Origin of the sequence: Kitasatospora sp. NPDC007106, from assembly GCF_040634455.1 — a bacterium.
In the GTDB taxonomy this organism is placed as follows: Bacteria; Actinomycetota; Actinomycetes; order Streptomycetales; family Streptomycetaceae; genus Kitasatospora; species Kitasatospora arboriphila.
The window spans coordinates 1-1,863 of the sequence record NZ_JBEYFP010001055.1; the positions used below are offsets into that span (position 1 = coordinate 1).

The window sequence follows — 1,863 nt, forward strand, 5'->3', positions numbered from 1 at the left end:
CCCCAGCCTTCGGCCGGGAGGTACCCCCACGCGCCCCTATCGGCTTGCCCTATGCGGCAGCGGCCTTGGAGCGTTCCTGCTCCAGGCGCCAGTCGATCCGGGCGTACTCGGCCTGGGCGCGGGCGACGGCCTCGTCCACGGTGCAGACCGTCGGCAGGTCGAAGTGGGCGACGATCTTCTCCAGCCGCTCGTGCGGGGTGCCGGAGACCACGAAGTACGGGACCTCCAGCTCGTCGAGGGCGGCGAGGAGCATCGCGTCGCAGGTGGCGCGGAAGCGCTCGTTCATCGGCCGGTGGCCGTCGGCGGAGAGCTTCAGCTCGTTGGTGAGGTGCACGAAGCCGTCGAACGACTCCTTCACGTGCTGCTTGAAGTAGTGGCCGAGCTGGGCGGTGACCTGCTCGAAGAAGGCCATCTCGGCGTCCTGCCGGGGCGGGTGGCCGTTCTCGGCCGCGCCCGGGTCCATGCCGAACTCGACCCGGACGGCGGCGTATATCCACTCCTGCAGCGAGGAGCCGTCGGCTATGAAGCTGCCGCCGAGCAGCGCCTCGTTGACGGCCCGGCCGACGTGCCGGCGGACGGCCAGCTGGACGTACTCTGCCGGGGTGACCTCGGTCAGCGCCTTGCCCGGGACGGCGTCCGGCATGATCTCGCGGATGGTCCTGGCGGGCGAGCGGGGGATGCCGGTGAGGTGCGAGAGGGCGATCGCGGTGGAGGTCTTCCCCGCGGAGTAGGTGCCGGAGATGGAGATGCGCATGGTGGTGGCTCCTTGTCGGATGCGGCGGGTGCCGGGGGTCAGCGGGCGGTCGCGGCGATGTGCGCGGGCAGCTCGTGGGCGAAGGAGCAGCGCATGCCGATGCCGGCCAGGCCGCCGCTCAGTTCGACGTTGCGCCAGGTGCCGCCGCGCAGCGGCAGCAGCCGGCGGCCGGTCAGGGCGGCCCGGGTGGTGAACGGCCGGCCCTCGACGAGTTCGACCGCGGGCTCCTCCTCGGGGGCGGTCAGCACCGTCTGCATCATCCAGAGCGTGTTGCTGTCGGCGCGGCTGAGCCCGTCGAGCTCGTACATCAGCACCTGCGCCAGCTGGAGGTTGACGACGAAGCAGTCGATCAGGCTGACGGTGGGACGGTCGCCGGCGGCGATGCCGTCGACCGGGGCGGGCGCGCCGGCTCTGCGGGTGAAGCGGACGAGGGCGGTGGCGCCGTGCTCGCGGTTGTCCACCGCCACGTCGGTGATCTCGTGGTGGCGGTACTTGAAGCCGGCGCCGTAGAAGCGGTACTCGCCGCGGCCGAGCGCCGCGTCGAGGCTGCCGAAGCGGGCCTCCTCGGCGGCCCGTTCGACGATCGGGTGCTCGGTCTCGACGCGCACCCGCAGGTTGCCGACGGCGCACTCGTGGACGGAGCGGTACCGCGCGCCGGCCGGCTCGGTGCTGCGCAGCCGGGCCGAGAGCGGCACGCCGGTGAGGTCCTCCTGCGGGGCGGTGCCGGCCCGCAGCACCACCTTGGCCAGGCGCACGGTGCGCCGCTCGGCCTCGCCGAGGCCGTAGGCGTGCGCCAGGTGGAGCTCGGCGAGCTGGACGCCCAGCACCAGCGCGTCGACGGTGCTGAGGTGCGGACGCAGGTCGGTGCCGTCCTTCTTGCGGGACCAGTCCGCCGGGTAGCGGAGGTCGAGCGTGCCGCGCACACCCGGTTCGGCGGCGGAGGCGGTCGAGGTGGCCGAGGCGGAGCCGGCCGGGCCGGCCGGGGTGGCGTGCAGGCCGTGGACGCGGTACCCCGCCCGCTGGTAGCCGCGGGAGAAGAAGCGGGTCTCGCCGGGGCCGAGGTAGTCGTCGATGGAGTGCAGCAGCAGTTGCTGGTCGGTGGCCACGGC

General features: G+C 73.3%; 2 protein-coding genes. Both read right to left on the bottom strand.

Annotated elements, in window-relative coordinates; genetic code table 11:
* Positions 1 to 49: 49 nt before the first annotated feature.
* Positions 50 to 754 carry an AAA family ATPase gene (locus ABZ641_RS35645; protein ID WP_344623739.1) on the bottom strand — a complete coding sequence of 235 codons (705 nt, stop codon included), beginning with the start codon at positions 752 to 754 and terminating at the stop codon, positions 50 to 52.
* 38 nt (positions 755 to 792) lie between these two features.
* The coding region (locus ABZ641_RS35650) for an AvrD family protein (RefSeq protein ID WP_359988579.1) at positions 793 to 1,863 on the bottom strand (1,071 nt) is incomplete at its 5' end.